The following is a 24,625-nucleotide window of genomic DNA, read 5'->3' as shown; positions in this document are numbered from 1 at the left end:
CCGCCGCGAGGGTGGGCATCCGCAGGGTGCTCGGCAATCACCCGTAAGCATGAACCGCGCGGTCATTCGGGGGTGCCGCAAGGTCCGTCCGGCTTAACGGCCCGCTGCGCCAAGCAGACCTACGTCATAACCTAGACTTTCGGGGGAGCCGCAGGCGATTCATGGCAATTGACCCATCCCCGCGCGCCATGTTCTTTCGTTAGTGTTCAGGGTGTTGTCCGGCAGGATCGCCCCGGGACCAGATAAAAGGGTCACTCCGCCGTCAGTCCGTTTTTCCGGCATTTCCGCGGAGCAAGCAGGGAGCGCGACGTGCAGGAATCGGGTACAAGACCACTTGTCCATATCGGATTCCACAAGACGGCCTCCACGCTGCTCCAGAACGCGCTGTTCGCCCGTCCGGACCTCGGTTTCGAGCGGCTGGAGAACGATCGCCACCACGTCCAGCTCGACTTCGTGAAGCAGGGTGCGTTCGACGGCCCCTCGCCCGACCGGATCGAAAGCTACCGCCGCCGCGCCCGCGAGGCGCAGCGGCGCGGCAATACGCTGGTGGTCTCTCACGAACGCCTGTCCGGCTATCCCGGCTCGGCCGGCTTCGATGCACCGCTGATCGCCGATCGCCTGAAGGAATGCCTGCCCGACGCGCGCATCCTGGTTTTCATCCGCGAACAGCGCTCGATGATCTTCTCGTACTATCTCCAGTACATCAGCGACGGCGGCTCGCTGTCTTTCAACCGGCTGGCCACGCCCCTGCAATGGACCCTGTACCGCAAGCCCGAATTCGATTTCCGCACGTTCGCCTACATCCAGTGCATCGAGTACTATCGCCGCCTGTTCGGGCCGGAAAGCGTGCTGGTCCTGCCGTACGAGGCGCTGCGGACCGATCCCGGTCGGGTGGCGCGGGAGATTTCCCAGTTCTGTGAACAGAACCCCTCGCTCGTTCCCCTCGACATCTTCGGGGAGCCCGCGAACGAGGGGATGCCGATGCTGATGCAGATCCTGCGCCGGCCGCTCAACGCCCTGTTCAACCGCAACCAGCTTGCCCCGAATGCCCCGCTGCTGTTCCCGCCGTTCGATCGCAACTACCGCAAGCTGCGCCCCCTCTTCGCGTTCACCCGCATGCTCGAGGGGCCGCTGCGGCGGCGGCTGATGCGCCAGATCGAACTGGCCGTGGGCGAACGCTATGCCGAGAGCAACCAGCAGCTGCAGCGCATGACCGGCTACGACCTGCGCCGCTTCGGCTATTGCCTGCCCGCACCTGCACAGCCCCAGCAGGACCTGCCCCCGATCGCCCTAGGCGGCAGGGCGAGAGCGCGCGCAGCGATCCCGGCGCGCGCCTCCCGGCCGGCATGACACGGCCATGACCGACGCTTCCGCCATTGCCCCGCCGCTGAACCGCACGGCCGCCGGGGAACCGGACCGCACCACCGGCACGGCGCCCGGCAAGAAGGCCGGGGCGAACTTCAATCCCACCGTCCACGGCCTGCGCGGCGTGGCCGCGTTCATGGTGTTCCTTGCCCATGTGCTCGGCGGGGTCGGCGAGAACGTCTATTCCGCCGATCCCGGCTATCTGGCCGCGACGACCGCGCCCTGGAATTTCGGACGCTGGGGCGTGTGGCTGTTCTTCGTGATCAGCGGCTACGTGATCCTGCCCAGCGTGATGCGCTACACCCCGCGCGAGTTCGCGCTGCGGCGGTTCTTCCGGCTCTATCCGCTGTTCCTCGCCTTCTCGCTCCTGTTCATCGCGGTCAACGCCGCCAGCAACGCCTTTCCCGACCTGAACAGGATCGGCACGATCATTCCCGCCCTGTTCATGGTGAACCTGCTGACCCATACCGAGCAGCTCACCCCGAACGCCTGGAGCCTGAGCTACGAAGTGCTGTTCTATGCCATGGCCTGCCTTACCGTGCATGCCGCGATCCGGCGGCGGGACCGGGTCATGACGGTGCTGCTGGTCCTGTGTTCGGCATGGCTGGTGAGCCGTTTCCCGGCCATGGCGTTCTTCCTGGCCGGGATCGGCGTGCGCCTGCTGGACGACCGGCATATCCACCTGCCCCGCGCCTGGCGCCCGCTGTTCGAGATCATCGCCTTCGCCGGATGCCTGGTGTTCGGATCGGTGCAGCACTACGACTTCGGCCTCAGGGACGTTGACAATCCGCTCGCCTACGGCACATTCCTGTTCACCGCCGCCTACTTCTACATGGCGATCGCGCCCGGCAGCCTGACCTCGCGCCTGCTGGATCGTCCCTCGATCTTCTACCTCGGCACGGTGAGCTACAGCCTCTACCTCGCCCATCCCTATACCTATTTCGCCACCCGGCAGCTCTTCGTCCACATGGGGTGGTTCGGGCCGAACTGGCCGCTGTCGCTGGTGTTGTTCTTGGCCGCGGCGATCCCGGTGACGCTGCTCTTCACCCATTTCGTCTACCGCGCGCTGGAGCGCTATCCCTACCGCTGGTTCTTCCACGAAAGGGTGTTCCACCGCTGAGCGCGGCGGACCGGAGAAGGTGGCCAGTCAGTTCGCCGGAACGGCCTGCCCCGGATCGCGGCGATCGACCGCGGCAACCACGCGATCCCGGCCTTCCTCCTTCGCCCGCAGCAGAGCCGCATCCGCCTTGGCGATCAGCGCATGGGCGGGCACATGCGCAGGATAAGTGGCCAGCCCCATCGAGACAGTCACCCGGCCGAGCGATGCGCCGTCATGGACGAGCGTCATCCCCGCTATACGCTCCTGGATCAGCCGTGCCCGCTCCAGCGCGCGCTCCTCGTCGAAACCGGGGAGCAGTAGCAGGAACTCCTCGCCGCCGTAGCGGAAGGCCACGCCTTCCTCGCGCACGGCATTGTCCAGCACGCCCGCCACCGAACGGATCGTCAGGTCTCCGGCATCGTGGCCGTAACGGTCGTTGAGCAGCTTGAAATGGTCGATATCCACCATCAGGCAGCTGAGCTGCGTCCGGGCGGCATCGGCCTGGGCAACGTGGCGGCGCAAGGTGTCCGCCAGCTCGTGGCGGTTGCGCAGCCCGGTGAGGGCGTCGAACAGCGCCTTCTCGTGCAAGGCATCCCGCAGCTTGAGATTGGCGAGCGCCAGCCCCACCGTCTCCGACATCAGCTCGATATAGGCTTGGATGTTCTCTCCCGGCCCGTGCGTCTCGGCCAGGTTCTCCAGCACCAGCAGCCCGATCGTCTCGCCCTGCGCGGTCAGCGGCACGCATACCGTTGCCGAGGCCGCATCGGGCGTGACGTGCTTGCACGGCACGTCCACGATATCCCCGCCCGGCATGTGCGCCTGCCCGCGCCGCAGCGCCCAGCAATCGTCCGGGGTGAAGGCGGCGTCGCTGCCGTGGGGCGATTGCCACTCGGACGCGCAGGCCATCATGCCCAGCCGGTCATCGAGGGTGTAGAGCCGCCCGGCAAGGTTCGGTGCGATCTTCGGTGCGAAAAGGCGCACCACCTCGAACAGGTCCGCCACGGATTCGCAGCCCTGGAGGCGCTGGGTCATGCGGGAAAGCAGGTCGCGCACATGCCAGTCCGCGTCGCGCTCCCGTTCCAGCCGCTGGCGCTCTATGCCGTTCTCGCGGAAGATGCGGATGGCGTGAGCCATGTCGCCGATCTCGTCGATCTGGGAAAGCTGGGGCGGCTCTACCGCATAATCCTGATCGGCCAGGCGGTTCACCACGTCGCTCAGGGTGGTGACCGGCTTGAGGATACGGCGCTTGAGCACGAAGCCCAGCACGAAGAGAAACAGCAGCGCGGTCACGCCCACCATGACTTCGGACACCGTGCGCAGCCGCTGCGAGGCCGTACTGGCATCCTCGATCGTGCGGTCGGATCGCTGGTCGAGCATGTAGCGGAAGCGGCCGAGCAGGAAGTGGACGCGTTCCAGCTCGCGTTCGTACTCCGCGCCAAACACGATCCGCCGGGCGGTGGCATCGTCGCCCGTCTTCATGGCGGCGATGGCGGCCTTCTGTTCGTCCTGCAGGGTTTCGGCCCAGCGCAGCCCTTCAGCCAGAGAGCGCAGTTCCTCCTCCTTCGCGCCATTGTCCTTGAGCCGGGCGACACGCTGCTCGACCGGGCCGAGCGCCGCGAGGGCGTGATTGTAGACGATCTCGTGGCTGGGGTTACCGGTTACCGCATAGAGCCTTGCCTGGTCGGTCAGCTGGGCCTCGTCGCTTTCCACCTCGAAGGCGAGCGCGTCGAACCGGTCGCGCTGGATCACTGCCTCGCGCTCCACCCGGTCGGCGTTGGACGCCAGGACCATTGCGATACCGGCGGCGATGGTGAGGCATACCGTCGCCCCATAAGCCCAGTTGGTTATCGTCGCTATGCGCATGCCATGATCCCGCCCCACCCAGCTGCTCCGCCGGTTCTGCTCCGTGATGATCCTAAGCGGACGAACTTGCCAGTCCGTAAAGCAAGATTTCCGTGAGAGTTCCCCGAGGATAGCTCCGGTCCGGAGGCGGAACATCGGCTCCCGTCCGGGCGTTTCGATGAAGAACACCGCAGGAGCCCTCCATGCGCAAGACTTTCACCGTTTTCGCCAACGCCGTCGCCGGAGCCGCGGGCAAGGCGCAGACTTTCATCATCGCGCTGCTGATCGTGGTTGTCTGGGCCTTTTCCGGCCCGGTCTTCAAATGGTCCGACACCTGGCAGCTGGTCATCAATACCGGCACCACCATCGTCACCTTCCTCATGGTCTTCCTCATCCAGAACAGCCAGAACCGCGATGCCGCCGCCTTCCAGGCCAAGCTCGACGAACTCCTGCGCGCGGTCGAAACAGCGCGGGACGATTTCATCGGCATCGAACACCTCAGCGTGGAGGAAATCGAAAGCCTGCGAAGGATGCTGGAAGAGCAGACCGGTGAGTGCAAGGACGGGCACAAGGCCCATGCCAGCGTCGAAAGGTTGCTCAGCCGTTATTGAGGCGGCGTGAGCAAGCGGGCTCAGGCCGGCGGAAGCGGCGCCGAACGCTTAGGGTGCTGCATCACCACCAGCGTCTTGAACGCCTTCACATGCTCCTCCCCGTGCAGCACGCGCCGGGCGAAACCGTCGTAATGCTCCATGTCCTGCGCGACCACCTGGAGCACGAGGTCATGGTCCCCGGTGACGTACCAGACATCGATCACCTCGCGCGCCTGCCGCAGCCGGGCCACCAGGTCGTCCACCACGCGCACCTTGTCGGTATCGAGCGAGACCAGCACGATCATCTTGACCAGCCATCCCATCGTCCGCGGCGATACCAGCGCCATCTCCCGCTCGATCGCCCCCTGCTCCCGCAGCGCCCGCACCCGCCGGTAGCAGGCCGGAGCCGAAAGCCCGACCGCCTCCGACAGTTCGGGCATGGAGATTCGCGCATCGCGCTGAAGCTCGGTGAGGATGCGCAGATCGAACGCATCGGGCATTTGCGGGAACTCCGATAAAGATTATCGCCGAACCCGCATCATAGACCGCATTTATCGCGCCTCGACGATAAAAATCCCGCCACCTCGCCATCAAGGGATTTCCATGGTCGTCCGCCGTCTCGCCGCCAGATCTTCTTCCAGCGACTTTGCACCGCTTGCCGCGGTGGCGGCGGCGATGGTCTCGATCTGCTGGGGCGCCTCGGTGGCCAAGACGCTGTTCCCGCTGATCGGCCCCGCCGGAACGACGGCGCTGCGCCTTTCGCTCGCCGCCGTGATTCTGTGCTGCGTGTTCCGCGTCTGGCGCCTGCCGTTCGACCGGACGATCCTGCGCGCGGCCCTGCCTTACGGCGTGGCGCTGGGCTGCATGAACATGCTGTTCTATTTCGCGATCCAGCGCATTCCCCTCGGCATCGCGCTTGCCACCGAGTTCACCGGCCCGCTCGCAGTGGCCACTTTCGCCTCGCGCCGACGGGTCGATCTGGCGTGGATCGCGCTGGCGGCAGCGGGTCTCTGCCTGCTCCTGCCCCTCGATTTCTCGCGCGATGCGGTCGATCCGGTCGGCGTGCTGCTGGCGCTCGGCGCTGGCGTGTTCTGGGGTGCCTACATCCTGATGGGCAAGCGCGCGGGCGAGGCGCTGGGCGCGGCCGCACCGGCCTACGGCATGACCATCGCCGCCCTGGTCGCCCTGCCGTTCGGCGTGGCGCAGGCAGGCGCGACCTTGCTCCAGCCGCATGTCCTTGCCGTCGCGCTGGTGGTTGCGATCTTTTCCAGCGCGATCCCCTATTCGCTGGAAATGTTCGCGCTGCGCCGCCTGCCGACCAAGAGCTTCGGCGTGCTGACCAGCGGCGAACCGGCCGTGGGCGCGCTGGCGGGCGCGCTGCTGCTGGGCGAGATGCTGCCTTTTGCCAAGTGGATCGGGATCGCCGCCATCGTTGGCGCCACCATCGGCACCACGCTGACCGCGCGCCCCGATGGCGATGATGATACGAAAGCTGTCGGTAGAGAGGGCTGATCCCGGCCCCACGGCTTGCGTGTGGGTGCGATTGCGCGCATTCGTCACTGCATCATGCCGCAAGCCCCCGATATCCAGCTCGCCATTTTCTCCCAGGCCGTCGACGCAGTAGGCGGCCAGCGCGCGCTGGCCCGTCACCTCGGCATCGCCGAACGCGACGTGCGCGACCGGATCTCGGGCGACACCCCGCTCGATTACGCGACGCTGCGCGAAACCGCCCGGGCCCTGATCGCCCATTCCGACATGTGCCGCCGCCTCGAACGCAAGCTGTCCCCGGCCTTCAGCGAAAACCTGACCGACGAACAGATCGAGGCGCTCAGCAAGTCCTGACGAGCCCGCCTTCCGGTCGGAGTTGCCGACGCGGGAGGCAATGGAACGACGAATAGGCAGCGGAAGCGGGATTTCCGTCGATCCGGCTCCAGTCCGAATTGAGCGGCACCCCGCTCCTCGGTAAATTCCCTTTATGTCCCGGACCCTTACCGCTCACACGCGCGCCTGATGCGCCGAATCGCCTCGATCCTCGGCTCGCTGGCCATCGGTCCGGTGATGGCGGCGGCGGGGATCGCCGGCCATGATCGCGCCCTGACGGTCGCGGGCGCCATCCTCTTTGGCACCGCATCGGTTCTATGGCTGTTCGTCTGGGGATCCGGGCGAGGTGCGGGCCGGAGCCCCCGGCGCACCGGCCCGGTCGCCCGCCTGTTGCGCAGCGCCACGCCCGAACGCCGCCTCGACGCGCCGGTCGCCCGCCTGCTCAAGCTGCGGATGCTGGCCGAGCTCGACAAGACCGGGCCCTGGGCGGTGGCGGGCATGGCGGGAGACCCCGAATCCTGCCGCTTTGCCGATGAGATCCGCGCTTTCATGGCCTTCAGCGGATTTCGGATGGCCCCGGATGGGCTCAGCGTCATCCTGCCCCCTTCCCCGGTGGTGGGACTGGCGATCGTCCCGCCTGACCCCGGCTCGGAACCGCACGGCCAATGCTGGTACTTCGTGGTCGGCGAAAAGCCCGGACCGGACCGCATCCTCCGGCACATGGCCCTGCGCCTTCTGAAGCCCTGAACACGGCACCGGCCGCCGCCGCGCCACTCCCCTGAGGGAGAACCGCGGGAACTCAGGCAAAATGCGCACCGGGCTCGGGGTTTTCCCCGATAGCTGACAGCCCCCGCCCCGGACAAAATCATTGCAATCTTCATGGGTTGGAGATGAGCGCAGCCGGTGGGCAGGTTCGCCGGACAGCGCTCAGGCTCAAGCAACAGGGCATTACGCGATGAAGCAATTCGCCGACTTCCGCAGAGGCATCGGACGCGCAGCACTGGCGCTCGCACTGGTCGCGGCAGCCGCCCCTATGGCACATGCCCAGTCGGGCGGCGGCGATGCCGGCCACCCCAATATCCTCATCATCTACCCCGACGATGTCGGCTGGTCGAACGTTAGCGCCTACGGCAACGGCGTGATGGGCTATACCACGCCCAATATCGATCGGCTGGCCAGGGAAGGGGCAATGTTCACCGAACATTACAGCCAGCCATCCTCAACCGCCGGCCGCGCATCGCTGATTACGGGGCAATATCCTATCCGCTCCGGCATGACCTCGGTCGGCCTTCCGGGATCGCCGCTCGGGCTGAAGGCCGGATCGCCCACCCTGGCCGAATTGCTGAAGGAACAGGGCTACGCCACCGGGCAATTCGGCAAGAATCATCTCGGCGACAGCAATTCCTCCCTGCCCACGGTCCACGGATTCGACGAATTCTACGGCAACCTCTACCACCTGAACGCCGAGGAAACGCCCGAACAGCGGGATTATCCCAAGGACGCTGCCTTCAAGACCAGGTACGGCCCCCGCGGCGTGCTTCACAGTTGGGCCACCGGCACCGATGACCAGACCGTCGACCCGCGCTTCGGCAAGGTCGGCAAGCAGAAGATCCAGGATACCGGCGCGCTTACGATCGAGCGCATGAAAAACATCGACCAGAACTTCATCGATGCCAGCCTCGATTTCGTGAAACGCGCAAAGGATTCGGGCAAGCCCTGGTTCGTCTGGCTCAATCCCAGCAGGATGCACTTGTTCCAGCATCTTACCGACCAGAACCAATATCTGGCGCAGGATGCCACCATGTCCGACGACATCTACGGATCGGGCATGATCGAGCATGACATGCAGGTCGGCGCGATGCTCGAAAAGCTGAGAGCGATGGGTGCGCTGGAAAACACCATCGTCATCTGGTCCACCGACAACGGCCCCTCGCATAACGCCCGCACTTACGGTGGCACCACACCTTTCCGGGGTGAGAAGATGACCACTTACGAAGGCGGCGTCCGCGTGCCGTTCATCGCCTGGTGGCCGGGCCACATCCCCGCCGGCCAGGTGAAGCAGGGCATCCAGGCCAACATGGATGTCTTCACCACGCTTGCCGCCGCCGCCGGCATCCAGGACCCCGTCGGGCGCGTCCTGAAGGAAAAGAACCAGGTGATCGACGGGGTGAACAACCTCGACTGGTGGGAAGGCAAGTCGGACCATTCCAACCGCAACAATTACATCTACTACGAAGGGAATGAGATCAGGGCCGTCCGCCTGAACCAGTGGAAGATGCACTTCGCGACTTCGGAAGGGTTCTTCGATGCCTGGAAGGAACTCAAGTTCCCGATGGTCATGAACATTCACTTCGATCCGTACGAAACGTTCGATACGGTCACTGATCTGACTTATGGAAACGAACGCAAGCAGTGGCTCATGGGGCCGATCCAGGATCTGCTAGCAGCCCATATAAAGTCACTGACCGAACATCCGCCGCTGCAGATCGCCCCTTCGTTCAATCTTTCGAAGATGACGGAAAAGCTCCAGACCGTCTCGAATTGAACGGCAAGCCATCAACGCGCATGGAGGCGCCGGGTCTGTAATGCTGCAATGAACAATCCGACGCTTGATCGTAACGCCCTGATCCCCGGATCGACCTATCGCTTCCACGCCATGGTCAAGCCGGGGGGGGCGGAGTGCAACATCGACTGTGCCTATTGCTTCTACCTCCACAAGACCGACCTGCTAGACCACCGCCCGCGCGCCCGCATGAACAGCGCCGCGCTCGAGCAGCACGTCCGCCAGTATATCGAGGCGCAAACGGGCGAGGAGGTCGTCTTCTCGTGGCAGGGCGGCGAGCCCACGCTCATGGGACTCGCCTTCTTCGAAGAGGTAGTCGCGCTCCAGCACAAGTACCGCAAGCCCGGCCAGCGGATCGAAAACGACCTTCAGACGAACGGCCTGCTGCTCGATGCCAAGTGGATCAGCTTCCTCAAGGCCAACGGTTTCCACGTCGGGCTGTCGATCGACGGTCCGAAGCACCTTCATGACCGTTTCCGCGTCACCAAGAACGGCAAGCCGACGTTCGATCTCGTCATGGCGGCTGCCACGATGCTGCGCGAGGCCGACATTCCCTTCGCGGCCCTGTGCGTCGTCAATCGCGAGAACGCGCTGCACCCGCGCGATGTCTATCGCTTCCTCGTCGACGAGATTGGCACCTGGCGCGTGCAGTTCACTCCAGCCGTGGAACCGCGCCGCTTTCGCAGCGAAGCGCCCGCCCTGCTCGCGGAACCGCCTGTGGAAGGCACCGCGCGCGCCCGGCCGGGTGCTGCCGATTCGATCGTCACGGACTGGTCGGTCGATCCCGACGACTATGGCCGCTTCCTGAGCGCCGTATGGGACGAATGGTTCGCGACCGATATCGGCCGCGTCCACGTCAACCTGTTCGAAACCGCAGTGGCCCAGGCGGCGGGAATGCCGGCGCAAATGTGTACCCAGGCCGAGTTCTGCGGCAAGGCGCTGGCGGTGGAGCATGACGGCGAAGTGTTCTCGTGCGACCACTTCGTCTATCCCGAGTACCGCATCGGCAACATCAACCAGACCCACCTCGGCAACCTCGCCTTTTCGCCCCGGCAGGAACAGTTCGCCCGCAACAAGAGCGCCAGCCTGCCCGGCAAGTGCCGCAGCTGCGAATATCTGCGGCTATGCTACGGCGAATGCCCCAAGAACCGCCTTCTCCGCACACGCAGCGGCGAAACGGGGCTCAACTACCTCTGCTCGGGCCTTTACGCCTTCTACGACCACATAGGCCCCGACCTCGTGCGCATCGTGCAGTCCCTGGGACGGATCTAGGCCGGGCTTTCCGCTGAGGCGCGACAACGCCCAGCGGAAAGCCCGCAGGCAACCCACCGCACCTCGCGAAAATGGATGAAAAAGGTGGTGAGCCCTGCTGGGTTCGAACCAGCGACCTACTGATTAAAAGTCAGTTGCTCTACCGACTGAGCTAAGGGCCCCCGTTACCGGGCGCAGCACGCGAAGCGGCTGCGGAAGGGGTCACCTAAGGGCAGGGCGAGGCTTGGTCAAGCGGGCATGAAGCTGATTAATCGTAAGACCTGTCAAAGGGTCACGCCAGGTGCCGGCAATTCGCCGGGCCGGGCCGAGCACGAAATCACGCGCGCGGAAGGCGGGGTGAGGCAGGACAAGGCTTTCCTCGCCCTCTCCGCCCGCCCAGGGGCCGCCGTTCCAGAGCACGAGATCAAGGTCCAGCACGCGCGCCCCCCAGGCCCGACCGAGGCGGCGGCGGCCGAACTTGTGCTCGATTTTACGCAATTTGTGCAGCATCTCGTCAGGCTCGCGCTTGCTGCGCACCAGCGCAACGCCGTTGGCGTAGCGGCGGCGCGAGGGGCCGAGCGGCGCGGTCTCGATCACCGGGGAGGCGGCGAGCACTTCCATCTTGCCCCGGCCCAGCGCCGAGAGCGCCGCGGCGAGCACCTTGCGAGGCCCGCCGTGGCGATGGTGGCGCATGTTGGAGCCGAGCGCGACGAGATACTGATGCTTGGCCAAGGCCGCTGCCCTCCCCCGATTATGCCGTAACTGCCGGGGCTTGTATCAGATATCCTGCGCGATGCGCGTATAAAGCTGCGGGCGGCGATCGCGGAAGAAGCCCATGCCCGCGCGGTGCCTGGCCGCACGCGCGAGATCGAGCGTGGAAACCAGCACGCCGGTCTCTTCCTTGCCGAACTCGGCGAGGTAATCACCCCATTCGTCGGTGATGAACGAGTGCCCGTAGAAGGTCTGCTCGGTACCGCATTCCGATTCGACGCCGATGCGGTTGGCGGCGATCACCGGCATGCAGTTCGATACCGAGTGCCCGACCATGGCGCGGCGCCACATGCGGCTGGTGTCGAGCGTGGCATCGTAAGGCTCCGAGCCGATTGCGGTGGGATAGAACAGCAGTTCCGCCCCCATCAGCGCCATCACCCGCGCGCATTCGGGGTACCACTGGTCCCAGCAGACGCCCACGCCGACTTTAGTGCCGAGCACGTCCCAGACCTTGAACCCGTCGTTGCCGGGGCGGAAGTAGTACTTTTCCTCGTAGCCGGGGCCGTCGGGAATGTGGCTCTTCCGATAGGTGCCGATGATCTCGCCATCAGTGCCGATCATGGCGAGCGTATTGTAGTAGTGGTGGCCGTCGCGCTCGAAGAAACTGGTGGGAATGACGATCTTCAACGCCTTCGCCAGCGCCTTCATCGCGATCACCGAAGGATGCTGCTCGGTCGGGCGCGCCAGGACGAAGAGTTCCTCTTCCTCCACCTTGCAGAAATAGGGGCCGGAGAACAGTTCGGGCGGCAGCACGATCTGCGCGCCCTTTGCAGCGGCTTCCTCGACCAGCGTGGAGACGGCAGCGATGTTTTCGCTCTCGTCGGCGGAATTGAGCGCCAACTGGAGCGCGGCAACGGTAATCTCGGTCATACGGCGCGCCCTTATCAGTCCCGCTTGCGGAACAGAAGGGTCATCCGGTCGCTCTCGCCGATCGCCTGATACTTCTCGCGGTCCTTGTCCTTGAGCGCCAGGGTGGGCGGCAGGGTCCAGACGCCGTCCGGCCAGTTGGCGGTGTCCTTGGGGTTGGCGCTGATCTCGGACTGGGCGACCAGATCGAAGCCGTTGTCCTTCATGAAGCGGACCACGTCGGCCTCGCGCAAGTAGCCCTTCGAGCCGTCGGCATAGTCGGCCGGAGCATCGGGACGAGCGCGGTGCTGTTCCACGCCGATCAGCCCGCCGGGCTTGAGCAGGTCGCGCATCGCCGCGAACTCGCTGCCGGCGATGTTCCAGCGCAGCAGGTTATGCATCATGCGCGGCACGATGATGACGTCGAACGTGCCCTTCTCGCCTTCAGGGATCGCGCCGAGCGTATAGGCGGCGAACCTGTCGGCGGGCATGCCGGTGAACTTGGCGACATCGGCCGGATAGCCCGCCGCGCCCTTGCGGATGCCCTCCTTCGTCTCGGGCTTGAAGGCCGGAGCATCGGGATTGAAGTAGAGTCCGACGAGATGGCCCTGCTGGCCGAGGTAAAGCCCGAGCAGGCGCGAGTACCATTCCCCGCCCGGCGCATACTCGCCCACCTTCATGGTCGGCGCGACGCGGAAGAAGCTCAATGTCTCCACCGGGTGGCGATACTTGTCGCGCGCGCGGTCTTCCTTGCGCGAGGGGCTGGAGGCGGCCAGTTCGAGCAGCGCCTCGCAGCCCTTGCAGGCTTCCGCTTCGGTATTCTCCTCGGCAGCCATGGCCGCGGTGGGCATGGCGATAACGCCGAGGAACGAGGAAAGGGCGATCAGGGCGCGGCGCATGTGATTCTCCCGTGGAACTCTGGTCGCGAATGAACCTAGTTTCCGGCCGCCCAATGACAACCCATCCAAGTGTACCTATCTAGCGACAAACTTCGCGCATTTGAGGAATTGAATCAGACATGGAAACGGCAATCGTGGCAGGCGGGTGCTTCTGGTGCACCGAAGCGGTGTTCCGCGACGTCATCGGCGTGAGCTCCGTGGAAAGCGGCTATATCGGCGGCACCGTGCCGAGCCCGACCTACAAGCAGGTCTGCGGCGGCGACACCGGCCATGCCGAAGCGATCCGCGTGAACTATGACCCTTCGGTCCTGTCCTACGGCGATCTGCTCGACGTGTTCATGGGCACCCATGACCCGACGCAGCTGAACCGCCAGGGCAACGACGTGGGCACGCAGTACCGCTCGGCGATCTTCCCGCTCGACGATGCGCAGGCTGCCGAGGCAGAAGCCGCCATCGCCCGTTCGAACGAGGACAACGGCGGCAAGGTCGTGACCACGATCGAAGGTTTCGCCGACGGCAGGCAGAACGACGAATGGTATCCGGCCGAAGACTACCATCAGGAATACTGGGACGGTGAAGGCCAGCGGAACCCCTATTGCCTCGCGGTCATTCCGCCCAAGCTGATGAAGCTGCGCAAGAGCTTCCAGAACAAGGTCAAGGCCTGACCTGAAGCGCGGCCCTGCCCGGCCCTTCCCACGGATGGGACAAGGCGAGACATCGCCCGCGTTAACCGTTCGCAAGGGATGACTCTTCGCCGTGTCTCACCATGAGACACGGCGAAACGGGCAGTATCCAAAACACACGGGACAAGTACTTAGCTCGCTCATTGCTCCGTTATTCTGGCGAGTCCCGCACATGTCCCGTCTCCGCAAGCTGTCACTTTCCGTTGCTGTTGCCGCCGTCGCCTTCGCGGCCAGCCCCGTGCTTGCCTCCTCGGGCATGATCGCCGGGATCGACGTGTTGAAGACCTGGAACCTCGTGGTGCTGGGCGATCTCACGTCCTCGTCGGAAGTGGAGGGCCGGACCTTCGTAGGCGGCAATCTCGACGGCAATGCCTCGAACTACCAGATCACCGCCCTGCCCGCCTCCAGCACCGGCACGCCGGGGCTGACGGTGGTGGGCGACGTCAACGGCGGCTACAAGAACCTCAACAACGGCTCCGGCGCGGTTGTCGGCGGCAACGTCAACAGCGGGCTCAACCTCAACGGCGCGGCACAGACGGTGCTGGTGGGCGGCACGATCAGCAACACCAACGTCAACAACAACACCGTGACCTCGGGCCTCGCCTCCAGCGACCCGCAGTTCGCCCAGAACCTCACCCAGCAGAAGAGCCTCATCGAAACCTCGATGGAGGGGCTCAGCCACTCGATGAGCACCGAGACGGCCAACAGCCAGCTCTCGATCAGCGGCAATACCGGCACGTTCAACGCCCAGCCCGATGCCAACGGCGTGGCCGTGTTCAACATCTCCGCCGCCGACCTCGACAAGATCGGCGAGATCAAGTTCAACCTCAACGGCGCCGACACGGCGATCGTCAACGTTTCGGGCACGTCGATCAAGCTGGACGACAACTTCCTCGGCGGCACCGCCAACCTCGGCGAACATGTCGTCTGGAACTTCTACGAGGCCGACGATCTTTCGCTGGCCACGGCATGGGGCGGCTCGGTTCTCGCGCCGGGCGCCAATGCGACGACCTCGAACTACATCCAGGGCTCGGCCGTGTTCGGCAATCTCGTGCAGAACGGCGAGATGCACGTGGGCACCTATACCGGCGGGTACACGCCGGGCGGCGATCCGGGCACCTCGACCAGTTCTGGCGGCAGCACTTCGGGCGGCAGCACCGACGTGCCGGAGCCGGGCATGGTCGGCCTGTTCGCGCTGGGTCTCGGAGCGCTGGTGTTCTGGCGCCGCCGCCGCGCCGTCGCGGCCTGAAACCATGAAGCCTGCGCGCCGCGGATAGCGGCGCGCCAATATCGATATGGCGAAGGTCCGGGGGATCATCCCCCGGAACTTCCCGTGCTTATTTCTGCCAGCGGCCAACGAAGAACCCGTCAAGCCCGCCGACCTCCGCCAGCATCCCCGGATCGGTCCGCACCCAGCCCTCGGCCGTGGGTACGAGTCCTTCGGGCAATTCGGAGGCCGTGACCGGAACCCTGGTGAGCGAAACCTTCTCGGCCTGTTCCTCGCCCTCTTCCAGCTCCATCGAGCAGACCGCATAGACCAGACGCCCGCCCGGCTTGAGCCAGCCCGAAGCGCGTTCCAGCATCTTCTCCTGAAGCGCGGTCATGTCCTCGATCTGGCGCTCGCCAATGCGGTGGAGCACGTCGGGATGGCGGCGCGCGGTGCCGGTTGCCGTGCAAGGCGCATCGAGCAGGATCGCATCGAACGCTTCTTCCGGCTCCCACGTCAGCACGTCGGCCTGCACCACTTCGGCTTCGAGCCCGATGCGCTTCAGGTTGTCGCGCAGGCGCTCGAGGCGGCGCTTGGAATTGTCGAGCGCGGTGACCTGCCAGCCCGCCGCCGCCAGTTGCAGCGTCTTGCCGCCCGGCGCGGCGCACAGATCGAGCACCCGCTTTCCTTCACCCGCGCCCAGCAGACGCGCCGGCAGGCTCGCGGCGAGATCCTGCACCCACCAGGCGCCGTCGCGGAATCCTTCGAGGTGCTCCACCGCCGTACCGCGCGCAAGGCGGACGTGGCCGGGCATCAGCGAGGTTCCGCCCAGGCGCTCGGACCATTCGGCGGTCTGTTCGGGATGACGCAGCGCCAGGTCCAGCGGCGGCGGCTCGGCCAGCCCCGCCGCGATCGCCTCGGCGCGCACGCCCCAGCGGCCCGCGACGTCCTCGGGCAGGGTCGGCACATCGGGAAGCTGCGCACCGCCCTTGGTTACGGTCGAGAACACGCCGTGCGCGAGCCGGCGCGGACCGCCCATCAACAGCGGCAGGCCGGTGGCGATCACCGCATGGCCGGGCGTCTCCAGCCGCAGTACCTGCGCGAGCATGATCTGGAGCACCGCGCGCGCCTTCGCGTCGGGCGCGAGCGGCAGGCGGGTGGCGCTGTCGATCAGTTCGTCGAGGTCGGTGCGCCAGCGCAGCACCTCGCCGGCAATGGCGCGGGCAAGCGCCCGGTCGGCGTCTCCGCCCACGCGGGCCAGCGCGGAGCCGCCCGCCTGGTCGAGCGTTTCGCCCCGCCGCAGCACGGCATCGATAAGGTTGAGCGCGGCACGGCGCGCGGGAAGGCCGGGAATGTCCATGTGCAGCCCCTATAGCGGATTGCGTTTTCGCGCTACCTCCACCACATGAGCTTCATGACACAGCGCGCCACCCAACGTCCCGAAGGCTTCGCGAAGCCCACCCACTGGACGAACGAGCCCGCCCCGAAACCGGCCGAGCAGAAGGCCGAGCCCGATCCGGACGGCATTTCGCCCACCCGCTACGGCGACTGGGTGCGCAACGGGATCGCCGTGGACTTCTGACCCCCGCCGCCTGCAGGCGGATGACGAAAACCCCCTAGCCGACCAGCGTAGCGGTTTCGGCGATCTGGCTGATGCCGCGCTTCCCGTCCTGGCGATCGAGCTGGACGACGATATCGATCACCGAAGCGGCATATTCCAGCGTCTCTGCGCGGGTCAGGCCGATTCCGGTCTGCATCGACATCAGCGCGATCTGCTCAAGTGCGCCGCGCGGCGTATTGGCGTGCACGGTCGAGAATGAGCCGGGGTGCCCGGTATTGATGGCGCGCAGGAACGAGACTGTCTCGGTGCCGCGCAGTTCGCCCAGCACGATGCGATCGGGGCGCAGGCGCAAGGCGGCTTGAAGAAGATCGTTGGCGGAGACCTTGGCCTCTCCCAGTTCGCCCTTCACCGCGATCAGCCCTACCCCGTTGGCGCCAGGCAGCCGCAGTTCGGCGGTGTCTTCCACCAGAACCACGCGCTCCTGCTGCGGGATTTCCGAAAGCATGGCGTTGAGGAACGTGGTCTTGCCCGTGGACGTACCGCCTGAGATCAGGATCGTGCGGCGGCGGCGGATCGCGTCGCGCAGGAAGGCGATGGGCTCGGCCATGGCATCTGGCGTGGGCTCTTCGGCGGGCGGCGTGATAGGGCCGCGGTCGTAGGCGTCCAGCGGCAGTTCGAGCAGGCGGTGGCGGCGGATCGCCATGGCCCAGTTGGCGCGTGTCGCAGGCGGACCCACGAGCTGGATGCGCGCGCCGCTCTGCCCGCCATGGGCAGGAAGCGTGGCGGAGAGCAGCGGATGCTCGCGATTGATGCCCTGATGGCTGATCCGCGCGACCTGCTCGGCCAGGCGCTGGAGCAGGCGATTGTCCATTTCCGGTAAGGCGATGCGCTGCATGCCCGCAAGCGCCGCGTCTTCCACCCAGATTTCGCCGGGCCGGTTGACGAGGATCTCCGTTACGCTCTCACGCTCAAGCCAGGGGCGCAGCGGCGCCAGATAGGCATCGAGGTAGACCGAGCGCGCAGCGACCTGCATAGGCTCGCCGTCAGGCAGGAGCACCCCGGACGGGGCGCCTTGCAGGGAAAGAACGTCAGCCATAACGCCTCACTGAACCTGACTGAAATCCAGGTCCTTGGCGGTGAAGACGCGAATCGGCTCCCCCTGCCGCACCCGGATCGTCGGGCCGACGCTGCCGCTCTGCTGGACCGCTGCCGCCGCCGCCGACTGGCCGCCGCCGACGACCACGCTCGAACCGCTGGTGGCCAGCGTGGAAAGCCCGCCCACGACGGAGAGCAGCATGGCCGAGCCGAACCGCTCGAAGAAGTGGCTGTTGACCTTGCCGGGAAGGCCGGTCTCACCGCCGAAGGCAATGGCGGGCGAACCAAGGTTTACCGAGACGCCGTCCGGCCGGATCACGCGGCTCCAGATCACATAGGCGCGCTTCTGGCCGGCCGTCAGGCCGCTCTTGTACTGGCCGATCAGGCGCGAGGAACGCGGGATCAGCGTGCGCTTCCCGTCGAAGCTGCGCACGTCGGCGGAGACGATGGCGCGCACGTAACCGGGCACGTCGGTGTCGATCGCGGTTTCAAGCACGGCCGGGATCAGCGTGCCCTGCGTGACCGTGGTGGTCGGGTCGAAAGTGCGCGCGGCAGCGGCGGTGCTGCCGGTGCCACCGATGCGCGCGGCGAAATCGTCATTGGCGTTGCCCGCCTTGGCCTCTCCCCCCGGACCGGCGGACGGCATGGACACGGCATTGCCGCCTGCATCGAACACCACCGTGGGATTGGCGAAGGGATTGGCCGAGGCTGCGGGATTGGCGCCGGGGTCTGCGGCAAGCACGGGCGCCGGAGCCGGAGCCGCCAGCGGCGCACCCTGTACGACCGGCTGCGCGGGGACTGCGGCGGGTGCGGGCACGGCCGGTGCGGGAGCGCCGGGCTGCGGAACGGCGGCGGCGCCGGGCTGCGCGGTCTGGCCTTCGGGCGAATTGCGCACCGAATCCATCGACCACAGCGTAAGGCCGCCCAGCGCGGCAACGATCAGCACGCCCGCGGCAAGGCCGAGGCCGTCCGCCTTCTTGCGCTGCGTCACCTGCGGCAGGACATTGCGGCTGGCGAGGTCGATGACCTGTGCGCCTTCACCGTCGCGCGGGTCGGCGGCCTCGGTGGAATCGAGCTTCTCACGCAGGAAGGAGTTGGGCGCCATGTGTCAGTTCCCGTTCGATGAAGCGGCGATCGTGGTGGAGGCCGTGGGGGCCGCTGCCGGTGCGGCCTGGGCGACGGCGGCCGTCCCGCCTGCCGCTGCCGGCGGCGCGGAGATGCCGGGCGCCGCTTCCGACCGTGCATTTTCAAGAGTGGCCACGGCCTTGCCCGAACGCAGGATGATCTGGCGCGGCACTTCGGCGATGACGATGGTCTGCCCGCGTACCGCGTAGTTCACCGGGCCTTCGTCGCCCTTCTCGTTCTTCACGAGGATTGCGGGAACGGCGGTATTGTCGGGCCAGAGCAGATAAGTCGAAATGCCGTCGTCATAGACCCGCGAGGGCTGGAGCTTGGCAAGACCGGTGCGCTTCCACGCAAAGTTGAGCGCGGCGGCATCCACCGGCGTCGCGGCCGGATCGCCCGCCGCCAGCGCCTGTTCGGCAGGATCGAGCCCGGCCATCGCCGGTGCCCCAACCGCGCCCGGCACCGCTTCGGCCGGTTCGTCCTTGTACGTGAAGCGCAGCATGTAGAGCGCGCGCGCCTTGGGCGAGGCCACGAGGTCGAAGAAATAAGTGTGGCGATTGGTCACCACCGTCATGTTGGTGCGCGCGCTGGCTTCCAGCGGCTTCACGAACAGGAGATCGGCACGCTTGTTCGGCGTGATCTGCCAGGTCTGCGAATCGCCCACCGCGACGTTCTCGATCGCCTCGTTTCTGCCGAAGGCGATGGTCGCCTGAACGCCGGTCTTCCCGTCGATCCGCACGACTTCGTTGTCGGTGAAGGCATGTTCGACGAGGCGCTCGTCCGCCTGTGCGGCAGCGGCCTGCACGAAGGCAAGGGCGGCGGCGGTCGCGGCCAGGGCGCGAATCATGTGAACTTCTCCTTGGCCGGTGCGCGGCCAGTGCTGTTTGATGCCACATCGTTGGACGGGCGGAACCGGCTGCCGATCCCGCGCGCACGCGATGCATTGCTCGAACCCAGCGGCTCGACTCCGCCGCCCGAGACTTGCGTTATCACGGTTCGCCGGTCGCTTGAATGCGCTGTCGTGCCCTGGTCCTGTCCGGGAACCGGCGCCATGGCCGCCGCGCTCGCCGCCGAGACCGCCGCCGTGCGGGACTGGCCGGCAGTCGGAGCAAAGGGCTGGACCTGCCCGCCGATGACGGAAACCGGTGCGGGAGGCGCCACGTTGTCGCGCCCTGTGCGCGAGCGTTCGGGGCTGGCGAGGCCGAATACCTGCCAGCCGGACACCAGCGTACCGGCGATCTTGAGCACCATGCCCATGAGCGCGAGATGGACGGCCGCCACCACGAACAGCGCCATGGCGGCACGGCCGTCGATCTCGCCGAGCTGCGCGCCCTGCACCAGCGCCGAGACGATCGGCACCAGCAGTTCCAGAGTGATGCCGCCGCCAAGCACGACGAAGAGCGGCGTCGTCGCGGTGAGCACGACACCGCGCAGCCAGCCGGCGGTAAGTCCGCGCGTGCCGCCGAACAGCGCCATGACGACGAAGATCGGCCCGAGCGCGAGCAGGATGGCCAGCGCGATGCGCGCTGTCAGCAGCACGCCGACGGTGCCGAGCAGCAGCATAAGCGCGCCCATCCACATCACGCTATCGGGCGAGAACAGCCCTGCGGCACCGGCCGCCTTGGCCGCTGCGCCGCCCTGAGCTGCACCCTGTGCCGCATCCCCGCCGTTCTGGCCCGCATTCTGGCCTACATTCTGCGAAGCTTCGGCAATGGCGTTGAACACCACGTCGATCCGGTCTCCGAAGATCTGCGTGGCCGATCCCTTTGCGCCCATCAGCAGCGACGCGATCCAGTCCGGGCCGCCTACCGCAAGCTTCCAGACCACGCCCTGATAGGCGATCCAGCTCGTCGCGAAAGTCAGTACGAGGCCCAGCGTCAACATGCGCGGGGTCAGTGCCGAGATACCGAGGCTGGAGCGCCCGGTCAGCAGCGAGATCGCGAAGAAGGCGATGTAGAGGGTAAGCAGGATGGTCAGCACCGGGGCCATCGCCCCCTCGGCGCCGAACAGGCGGCCGAACGCGGCCGAGGCCATCTCGTTGGCCACGCAATCGACCGCACGCAGCGCCGGGGCGACCCCGGCGGATGCGACTTCGGTGAGCTGTTCGCAGGCGGTGCTCATGGCCGGGTTACTCCGCCGCCTCGATCCAGGCGTCCTCGTCCTCGACCTCTTCGGGTTCGCCGGGCCACGGGAAACCGGTCAGGCGCGGATACCACGCCGCCGGATCGTCGCCATAACGCTCGCGAAGCTGGTCGAGCTTGCGCACCGTGCTCTCGCGCCCGGAAAGCACGGTGAGCACCTCGGGCATCCCTGACAGGTCGAGCCTGACCACCGCCGAGGCATCGGACTGGCGAACCAGGAAGCAGCGGGACTGCGCTGGCAGCGTCTTGATGACGTCCAACTCGTGCTGCGACAGGCCGAAGCCCTCGCAGTAATCCTCATGCCGGGCGCGGGCATTGGGCATGAACACCATCGTCGCGGTCTGCTCGACCAGCGCGGTGGCGATCCTGCTGTCCAGCGCATCGCGCGCGGACTGGGTGGCGAAGCCCACCAGCGCGTTGCGCTTGCGCAGCGTTTTCAGCCAGTCGCGGATGCGGGCGGCGAAGACTTCGTCGTCAAGCGCCTTCCAGCCCTCGTCGATGAGGATCATCGTCGGCTCGCCGTCGAGACGCTCGTCGATGCGGTGGAACAGGTACATCATGACCGGCGTGCGCAGGCGCGGGCTTTCCAGCAGCGCCGTCATGTCGAAACCGAGCACGCGGGCGGAAAGGTCGAGACGGTCATGCTGGTTGTCGAACAGCCAGCCGTGCTCGCCTCCCCCGTTTGGCCCATGGCTTATCCATGCATCGAGGCGCGATGCGAGATCGCCCGGTTGCGGGCGCCGCGCGCCGGCCAGCAGTTCGCGGAAGTGCGAGAGGCGGCGCAGCGAGGGATCGTTGTGATAGGCCGCATCCACCGCGCCCGCGATCGTCGCCAGTTCCTCGGGGCCGCGCGCTTCGAGCAGCACGCCCAGCCAGTCGCGCAGGAAGGCGCGGTTGGCGGCGGTGTCGGGCAGCGAGAGCGGGTTGAACCCGGTCGGATGGCCAGCGGCAACGCGGCTGTACATGCCGCCGATGCCCCGCAGGAACACCTCGGCACCGCGATCCTTGTCGAACAGCACCGTGCGGGGCCCGAACTTCTGCGCCTGCGCGGCCAGGAAGTTCATGACCACCGTCTTGCCGGAACCCGACGGACCGATGACGGTGAAGTTGCCGAGATCGCCCTGATGGAAATTGAAGAAGAACGGCGTCGAACTGGTGGTGGAGAGCAATGTCACCGCATCGCCCCAGTGATTGCCGCCAGCCTGTCCCATCGCAAAGCCGTGAAGCGAACCGAAACAGGCCATGTTGGCGCTGGAGATCAGCGCGCGGCGCACGATGAATGCCTCGTTGCCGGGAAGCTGGCCCCAGAATGCGGGCTCCATGTTGACGTCCTCGCGCACCGCCACCGCGCCGGCATCGGCGAGCGAGGCGGCGCAAAGCGCGGTCGCCTCGTCAAGCGCGTCCAGCGTATCGGCACGCACGAGCACCGAGAGGTGATGGTCGCCGAAACCGACCGCGCCGGTTCCCAGCGCATCGCGTGCAGCCGACATCTCGCGGCGCTCGGCCATGGCTTCCTCGTCCGCCGAGCGCAGGCGGCGGATGGCAAGGTCGATGCGCTCGCGGGCGATCTGGCGGTCCGAAGGCGCGTAGCTCTCGGTCAGGACCAGTTCGCAAGGCAGGCGCAGCAGCGCATCGGTGAGCCCGGGCGCGGTGCTGTCGGGATAATCCTTGAGGCTGACGACCGAGGCGAACGAGGCGCTGGCCGCGCCGCGCAGCTCCAGCGCGTCCATGCCGAAATTGATGCGGCGGTAGGGCAGCATGTGGCCGATGTCGGTGCCCTCGGCCGGGCGGCGCACGGGGCGCATCTCGCCGTTGTAGAGCGCGGAAAGCAGTTCGAGCACTTCGGAGCACGCACCGGCCTGCCCTTCGTAGTCACCCAGCAGCCGCGCGCCATAGGCACCCAGCGAGGCGACCATGGCCGAGGCGGCCGCGCGCAAGGCCCGCACGTCGGCGAGATCGGCCTCGACCGGCGCGGAACCCTTGTTCCTGAGCATGCGCGAGAGCTTGTCCGGCCAACCTGCCTTGCCGCGTGCGGGGCGGCGGACCAGGGTGATGAACTGGTCGTTGACGAAGAGCGCACCGGATCCGGTGCGGGCCCGCCAGCGCGCGTCGATATGCGCGGCGAGCGGGTCCTCGAACTGGCCGCCCATCGCGATCTGCACACGTCGGCGGATCACGTGATGGTAGAGAACGAAGCGGGCATCCAGCGAGGATCGGAGCAGCACTTCGCGCGTGGCGACGTGCGCGTTGAGCTCATCGCTGTCGGCAGTCTCGAACGCAAGCCCCGGCACCATCAGCGAGAGCATGACCGAGCCGTCGCGCAGCAGCACGACATTCTCGTCCACCAGCGCCTGGTAAGGCAGCCGGTCTCCGACCAGCGTTTCCCTGGCTCCCCAACCCTTGAGAACCGATTTCCTGTTTCCGGCCATCGTTATTTCCCCCGCTTCCCCGCATCCAGACCCGTACCCGGGCCGGGATCAGGGCGCGTAACTGTTGCAGCCCCAGCGCTGCCAGTTCGGCACGCGCGGGCATTTGCTGACCTTGGCGATCCACAGGTCGAACACCCGGGGCTCGCGAAGACAGGCGAGGTATCCCGCGCCATGAATTGCGATCGCCGCCGGCACCGCCCAGAAGCTCTTGGTGATGAGGAATATCTCCGTCGTCACCGCAGCGTTGATGATGAAGAAGCTGTACGTCACGCCCCCGAACATCTGCGGGCGGGTGAGCGCGCGGTGCACCGGATAGCGGGCGAGGCTCATCAGCCGTCCTCAGCCCGCCGCCGACTGGATGCCGGTCACGATCGCGCCCGCGCCGAACAGCACGAAGCAGCCGATGATGACCGTGGCACCGAACCGCCAGTTCATGCGGCCGGTCAGCATCATGAAGCCGACCGCGGCAACCGCCATGACCGCAACCGCCGTGGCGACATTGCCGAGCAGCGTCCCCTGGAGCCAGCTGAGCGCGGCCACGATCGGGCCGGAACCGGCCGGATCGGCGCGCGTGCCCGCCTGTGCATGGGCGATTGCCGGTGCAAGACCGAAAGCAGCTGCAAAAATCGTGAAAAGACCGCGCATATTGCGGATCTGAAACTGAGCGTATCGAATCACCATGCCCTCCGTATGAGGGCGCAGTGCTCCATCCTGATGACAGAAGTGTGACGACAACACGGCCAAATCGACAGCCATGTTGCAATCGTCACACCCGATTTCCGTTCAGCGATCCCAGCCTGCGCCCATCCCTCTGCGCATGAGCCCTTATACTTCAGGGGTACTCAAAATGGCCAGTATCCGCCAATTCCTTGGGGAAAATTCGGTAGCTCCCGAAGTTAGAACGATTTAATTTCGAAATCGCCTAGCGAGACGCCCGCGCATTGGCGCGCAGCAGGTTGTTGAGCGCCAGCCGGGCAGCTGCACGCGAATCGACCCAGCTGCCGTCGGCCAGTTGCAGATCGTAGCGATCCGAGCTGCCGACAGCGGCGCGATAGGCCGCTATCGCCTTTTCGGTCTGCCCATTGGCGGCATAGGCCGTACCGAGATTTATCAAGGTGGCGGGATCGTCCGACCGGGCCGCGCCGGAGCCCTCCAGCTTGCGCACGGCAGCATCCGCATTCCCGGCCGCAAGCTCGGTATAGGCCACTTCCACGCGGTCGTTGCGCGGCACATCGGTCATCGGCGTGGCGGCGGCCTGGCTGAGCATGAGGGTGGCGGCAAGGGCAGTGAGGGACATGGCGGTTCTCCCGTTTCTCTATCTGTGGACTATCAGCAAC

25 protein-coding genes and 1 tRNA gene are annotated in these 24,625 nt (G+C 66.3%); 11 read left to right on the top strand and 15 right to left on the bottom strand.

The window, feature by feature from the left end:
- The first annotated feature begins 309 nt into the window (after positions 1 to 309).
- Together ACLIMP_RS07475 and ACLIMP_RS07470 are read left to right on the top strand one after the other, a co-directional pair.
- A complete protein-coding gene (locus ACLIMP_RS07475) occupies positions 310 to 1,350 on the top strand; it encodes a sulfotransferase (protein WP_324698568.1) in 1,041 nt (346 codons plus the stop codon).
- Positions 1,351 to 1,357: 7 nt separating this feature from the next.
- Complete coding sequence (locus ACLIMP_RS07470) at positions 1,358 to 2,485, top strand: acyltransferase family protein (RefSeq protein ID WP_324698566.1); 1,128 nt, start codon at positions 1,358 to 1,360, stop codon at positions 2,483 to 2,485.
- 27 nt (positions 2,486 to 2,512) lie between these two features.
- On the opposite strand, the gene ACLIMP_RS07465 is transcribed toward ACLIMP_RS07470, so the two are convergent.
- Positions 2,513 to 4,327, bottom strand: a complete 1,815-nt coding sequence (locus ACLIMP_RS07465) for a diguanylate cyclase (protein ID WP_324698564.1) — start codon at positions 4,325 to 4,327, stop codon at positions 2,513 to 2,515.
- 182 nt (positions 4,328 to 4,509) lie between these two features.
- On the opposite strand from ACLIMP_RS07465, the gene ACLIMP_RS07460 reads away from it, so the two are divergent.
- On the top strand, positions 4,510 to 4,917 hold the full coding sequence (locus tag ACLIMP_RS07460; protein ID WP_324698562.1) for a low affinity iron permease family protein: 408 nt from the start codon (positions 4,510 to 4,512) through the stop codon (positions 4,915 to 4,917).
- A 20-nt stretch (positions 4,918 to 4,937) separates the two neighbouring features.
- On the opposite strand, the gene ACLIMP_RS07455 is transcribed toward ACLIMP_RS07460, so the two are convergent.
- On the bottom strand, positions 4,938 to 5,396 hold the full coding sequence (locus ACLIMP_RS07455; RefSeq protein ID WP_054440238.1) for an Lrp/AsnC family transcriptional regulator: 459 nt from the start codon (positions 5,394 to 5,396) through the stop codon (positions 4,938 to 4,940).
- Between the two features lie 103 nt (positions 5,397 to 5,499).
- On the opposite strand from ACLIMP_RS07455, the gene ACLIMP_RS07450 reads away from it, so the two are divergent.
- From ACLIMP_RS07450 to ACLIMP_RS07430, 5 genes are all read left to right on the top strand, one after another.
- Complete coding sequence (locus ACLIMP_RS07450; protein ID WP_324698560.1) at positions 5,500 to 6,408, top strand: DMT family transporter; 909 nt, start codon at positions 5,500 to 5,502, stop codon at positions 6,406 to 6,408.
- A 54-nt stretch (positions 6,409 to 6,462) separates the two neighbouring features.
- Entirely contained in the window at positions 6,463 to 6,738 is a 276-nt protein-coding gene (locus ACLIMP_RS07445) for a helix-turn-helix domain-containing protein (RefSeq protein ID WP_054440236.1), read from the top strand.
- Between the two features lie 168 nt (positions 6,739 to 6,906).
- Positions 6,907 to 7,464, top strand: a complete 558-nt coding sequence (locus ACLIMP_RS07440) for a hypothetical protein (RefSeq protein ID WP_324698558.1) — start codon at positions 6,907 to 6,909, stop codon at positions 7,462 to 7,464.
- Positions 7,465 to 7,672: 208 nt separating this feature from the next.
- Positions 7,673 to 9,262 carry an arylsulfatase gene (locus ACLIMP_RS07435; protein ID WP_324698556.1) on the top strand — a complete coding sequence of 530 codons (1,590 nt, stop codon included), beginning with the start codon at positions 7,673 to 7,675 and terminating at the stop codon, positions 9,260 to 9,262.
- 48 nt (positions 9,263 to 9,310) lie between these two features.
- Positions 9,311 to 10,552 (top strand): anaerobic sulfatase maturase, encoded by a 1,242-nt coding sequence (locus tag ACLIMP_RS07430; protein WP_324698554.1) that lies wholly within the window; start codon positions 9,311 to 9,313, stop codon positions 10,550 to 10,552.
- Between the two features lie 85 nt (positions 10,553 to 10,637).
- Here ACLIMP_RS07430 and ACLIMP_RS07425 read toward each other — a convergent pair.
- From ACLIMP_RS07425 to ACLIMP_RS07410, 4 genes are all read right to left on the bottom strand, one after another.
- Positions 10,638 to 10,713 (bottom strand) — tRNA-Lys (locus ACLIMP_RS07425).
- A gap of 40 nt (positions 10,714 to 10,753) precedes the next feature.
- Positions 10,754 to 11,263 (bottom strand): 2-amino-4-hydroxy-6-hydroxymethyldihydropteridine diphosphokinase, encoded by a 510-nt coding sequence (folK, locus tag ACLIMP_RS07420; protein WP_054440232.1) that lies wholly within the window; start codon positions 11,261 to 11,263, stop codon positions 10,754 to 10,756.
- A gap of 45 nt (positions 11,264 to 11,308) precedes the next feature.
- Positions 11,309 to 12,172, bottom strand: coding sequence for an N-carbamoylputrescine amidase (aguB, locus tag ACLIMP_RS07415; RefSeq protein WP_324698519.1), 864 nt, complete (start codon positions 12,170 to 12,172; stop codon positions 11,309 to 11,311).
- A gap of 14 nt (positions 12,173 to 12,186) precedes the next feature.
- Entirely contained in the window at positions 12,187 to 13,047 is an 861-nt protein-coding gene (locus ACLIMP_RS07410) for a class I SAM-dependent methyltransferase (protein WP_324698517.1), read from the bottom strand.
- Positions 13,048 to 13,166: 119 nt separating this feature from the next.
- On the opposite strand from ACLIMP_RS07410, the gene msrA reads away from it, so the two are divergent.
- Positions 13,167 to 13,712 carry a peptide-methionine (S)-S-oxide reductase MsrA gene (gene msrA, locus ACLIMP_RS07405; protein ID WP_324698515.1) on the top strand — a complete coding sequence of 182 codons (546 nt, stop codon included), beginning with the start codon at positions 13,167 to 13,169 and terminating at the stop codon, positions 13,710 to 13,712.
- A gap of 190 nt (positions 13,713 to 13,902) precedes the next feature.
- On the top strand, positions 13,903 to 14,979 hold the full coding sequence (locus ACLIMP_RS07400; RefSeq protein ID WP_054440229.1) for a choice-of-anchor A family protein: 1,077 nt from the start codon (positions 13,903 to 13,905) through the stop codon (positions 14,977 to 14,979).
- 88 nt (positions 14,980 to 15,067) lie between these two features.
- On the opposite strand, the gene ACLIMP_RS07395 is transcribed toward ACLIMP_RS07400, so the two are convergent.
- Positions 15,068 to 16,297, bottom strand: a complete 1,230-nt coding sequence (locus ACLIMP_RS07395) for an RsmB/NOP family class I SAM-dependent RNA methyltransferase (protein WP_324698513.1) — start codon at positions 16,295 to 16,297, stop codon at positions 15,068 to 15,070.
- Between the two features lie 54 nt (positions 16,298 to 16,351).
- Here ACLIMP_RS07395 and ACLIMP_RS07390 point away from each other — a divergent pair, with 54 nt between their 5' ends.
- Positions 16,352 to 16,519, top strand: coding sequence for a DUF1674 domain-containing protein (locus ACLIMP_RS07390; protein ID WP_082370498.1), 168 nt, complete (start codon positions 16,352 to 16,354; stop codon positions 16,517 to 16,519).
- A 34-nt stretch (positions 16,520 to 16,553) separates the two neighbouring features.
- On the opposite strand, the gene virB11 is transcribed toward ACLIMP_RS07390, so the two are convergent.
- The 8 genes from virB11 to ACLIMP_RS07350 all read right to left on the bottom strand — a co-directional run bounded on the left by virB11 (position 16,554) and on the right by ACLIMP_RS07350 (position 24,585).
- Positions 16,554 to 17,594: a P-type DNA transfer ATPase VirB11 gene (gene virB11 / locus ACLIMP_RS07385; protein ID WP_054440227.1), complete on the bottom strand. Its 1,041-nt coding sequence runs from the start codon at positions 17,592 to 17,594 to the stop codon at positions 16,554 to 16,556.
- Positions 17,595 to 17,600: 6 nt separating this feature from the next.
- Entirely contained in the window at positions 17,601 to 18,698 is a 1,098-nt protein-coding gene (locus ACLIMP_RS07380) for a TrbI/VirB10 family protein (protein ID WP_324698510.1), read from the bottom strand.
- Positions 18,699 to 18,701: 3 nt separating this feature from the next.
- Positions 18,702 to 19,565, bottom strand: a complete 864-nt coding sequence (locus tag ACLIMP_RS07375; RefSeq protein WP_324698508.1) for a TrbG/VirB9 family P-type conjugative transfer protein — start codon at positions 19,563 to 19,565, stop codon at positions 18,702 to 18,704.
- Entirely contained in the window at positions 19,562 to 20,839 is a 1,278-nt protein-coding gene (locus ACLIMP_RS07370; protein ID WP_324698506.1) for a TrbL/VirB6 family protein, read from the bottom strand. The genes ACLIMP_RS07375 and ACLIMP_RS07370 overlap by 4 nt, the downstream gene beginning before the upstream one ends.
- Positions 20,840 to 20,846: 7 nt before the next feature.
- On the bottom strand, positions 20,847 to 23,288 hold the full coding sequence (locus ACLIMP_RS07365; protein WP_324698504.1) for a VirB4 family type IV secretion/conjugal transfer ATPase: 2,442 nt from the start codon (positions 23,286 to 23,288) through the stop codon (positions 20,847 to 20,849).
- 48 nt (positions 23,289 to 23,336) lie between these two features.
- Positions 23,337 to 23,618, bottom strand: coding sequence for a VirB3 family type IV secretion system protein (locus tag ACLIMP_RS07360; protein ID WP_054440221.1), 282 nt, complete (start codon positions 23,616 to 23,618; stop codon positions 23,337 to 23,339).
- Positions 23,619 to 23,627: 9 nt separating this feature from the next.
- On the bottom strand, positions 23,628 to 23,933 hold the full coding sequence (locus tag ACLIMP_RS07355) for a TrbC/VirB2 family protein (RefSeq protein ID WP_324698502.1): 306 nt from the start codon (positions 23,931 to 23,933) through the stop codon (positions 23,628 to 23,630).
- 277 nt (positions 23,934 to 24,210) lie between these two features.
- Positions 24,211 to 24,585, bottom strand: a complete 375-nt coding sequence (locus ACLIMP_RS07350) for a tetratricopeptide repeat protein (protein ID WP_185997860.1) — start codon at positions 24,583 to 24,585, stop codon at positions 24,211 to 24,213.
- Positions 24,586 to 24,625: the final 40 nt, after the last annotated feature.

Origin of the sequence: Novosphingobium aeonii, assembly GCF_052279045.1 — a bacterium.
In the GTDB taxonomy this organism is placed as follows: domain Bacteria; phylum Pseudomonadota; class Alphaproteobacteria; order Sphingomonadales; family Sphingomonadaceae; genus Novosphingobium.
This window is presented reverse-complemented; position numbering and strand designations above follow the sequence as displayed.

Bases quoted from the DNA above. Each gene is read 5' to 3' on its own strand.
- ACLIMP_RS07470 (WP_324698566.1), top strand. From the start codon at position 1,358: ATGACCGACGCTTCCGCCATTGCCCCGCCGCTGAACCGCACGGCCGCC.
- ACLIMP_RS07460 (WP_324698562.1), top strand. From the start codon at position 4,510: ATGCGCAAGACTTTCACCGTTTTCGCCAACGCCGTCGCCGGAGCCGCG.
- virB11 (WP_054440227.1), bottom strand. From the start codon at position 17,594: ATGGCTGACGTTCTTTCCCTGCAAGGCGCCCCGTCCGGGGTGCTCCTG.
- ACLIMP_RS07365 (WP_324698504.1), bottom strand. From the start codon at position 23,288: ATGGCCGGAAACAGGAAATCGGTTCTCAAGGGTTGGGGAGCCAGGGAA.
- ACLIMP_RS07435 (WP_324698556.1), top strand. From the start codon at position 7,673: ATGAAGCAATTCGCCGACTTCCGCAGAGGCATCGGACGCGCAGCACTG.
- aguB (WP_324698519.1), bottom strand. From the start codon at position 12,172: ATGACCGAGATTACCGTTGCCGCGCTCCAGTTGGCGCTCAATTCCGCC.
- ACLIMP_RS07360 (WP_054440221.1), bottom strand. From the start codon at position 23,618: ATGAGCCTCGCCCGCTATCCGGTGCACCGCGCGCTCACCCGCCCGCAG.
- ACLIMP_RS07450 (WP_324698560.1), top strand. From the start codon at position 5,500: ATGGTCGTCCGCCGTCTCGCCGCCAGATCTTCTTCCAGCGACTTTGCA.
- ACLIMP_RS07350 (WP_185997860.1), bottom strand. From the start codon at position 24,585: ATGTCCCTCACTGCCCTTGCCGCCACCCTCATGCTCAGCCAGGCCGCC.
- ACLIMP_RS07380 (WP_324698510.1), bottom strand. From the start codon at position 18,698: ATGGCGCCCAACTCCTTCCTGCGTGAGAAGCTCGATTCCACCGAGGCC.
- msrA (WP_324698515.1), top strand. From the start codon at position 13,167: ATGGAAACGGCAATCGTGGCAGGCGGGTGCTTCTGGTGCACCGAAGCG.
- ACLIMP_RS07390 (WP_082370498.1), top strand. From the start codon at position 16,352: ATGACACAGCGCGCCACCCAACGTCCCGAAGGCTTCGCGAAGCCCACC.
- ACLIMP_RS07430 (WP_324698554.1), top strand. From the start codon at position 9,311: ATGAACAATCCGACGCTTGATCGTAACGCCCTGATCCCCGGATCGACC.
- ACLIMP_RS07395 (WP_324698513.1), bottom strand. From the start codon at position 16,297: ATGGACATTCCCGGCCTTCCCGCGCGCCGTGCCGCGCTCAACCTTATC.
- ACLIMP_RS07400 (WP_054440229.1), top strand. From the start codon at position 13,903: ATGTCCCGTCTCCGCAAGCTGTCACTTTCCGTTGCTGTTGCCGCCGTC.
- ACLIMP_RS07355 (WP_324698502.1), bottom strand. From the start codon at position 23,933: ATGCGCGGTCTTTTCACGATTTTTGCAGCTGCTTTCGGTCTTGCACCG.
- ACLIMP_RS07455 (WP_054440238.1), bottom strand. From the start codon at position 5,396: ATGCCCGATGCGTTCGATCTGCGCATCCTCACCGAGCTTCAGCGCGAT.
- ACLIMP_RS07440 (WP_324698558.1), top strand. From the start codon at position 6,907: ATGCGCCGAATCGCCTCGATCCTCGGCTCGCTGGCCATCGGTCCGGTG.
- ACLIMP_RS07370 (WP_324698506.1), bottom strand. From the start codon at position 20,839: ATGAGCACCGCCTGCGAACAGCTCACCGAAGTCGCATCCGCCGGGGTC.
- ACLIMP_RS07465 (WP_324698564.1), bottom strand. From the start codon at position 4,327: ATGCGCATAGCGACGATAACCAACTGGGCTTATGGGGCGACGGTATGC.
- ACLIMP_RS07375 (WP_324698508.1), bottom strand. From the start codon at position 19,565: ATGATTCGCGCCCTGGCCGCGACCGCCGCCGCCCTTGCCTTCGTGCAG.
- ACLIMP_RS07410 (WP_324698517.1), bottom strand. From the start codon at position 13,047: ATGCGCCGCGCCCTGATCGCCCTTTCCTCGTTCCTCGGCGTTATCGCC.
- ACLIMP_RS07445 (WP_054440236.1), top strand. From the start codon at position 6,463: ATGCCGCAAGCCCCCGATATCCAGCTCGCCATTTTCTCCCAGGCCGTC.